The sequence below is a fragment of the Shewanella sp. SR44-3 genome, assembly GCF_014163735.1.
Taxonomy (GTDB): Bacteria; Pseudomonadota; Gammaproteobacteria; order Enterobacterales; family Shewanellaceae; genus Shewanella.
In genome coordinates, this window is the sequence record NZ_JACJDV010000151.1 from 1 (window position 1) to 236 (window position 236).

Consider the following 236-nt stretch of genomic DNA (forward strand, 5'->3'; position numbering starts at 1 on the left):
ATTAGGGCCAAGATGGCAAGTACCCCTGAGCAATCAGACCACACCAGTATCCAGCTGCGGATTCAGGCGGCTTTAAAAGGTGAGCAACCTAACAGCTTATTACCTTTCATTGGCAACGAGCGAAAAAACCAACCTAAAGGGATTGCGTTTTCGGTGCAGGATTATCTGGAGTTGGTCGATGATACAGGGCGTATTATTCGCAATGACAAGCGCGGTTCAATCAGTGCTAACAGCGC

Annotated in this window: 1 pseudogene; it reads left to right on the forward strand. The window is 48.3% G+C overall.

Annotation, left to right across the window (positions count from 1 at the left end):
• Window positions 1-236: pseudogene (locus tag H5073_RS18180) on the forward strand (transposase); the annotation flags it as partial.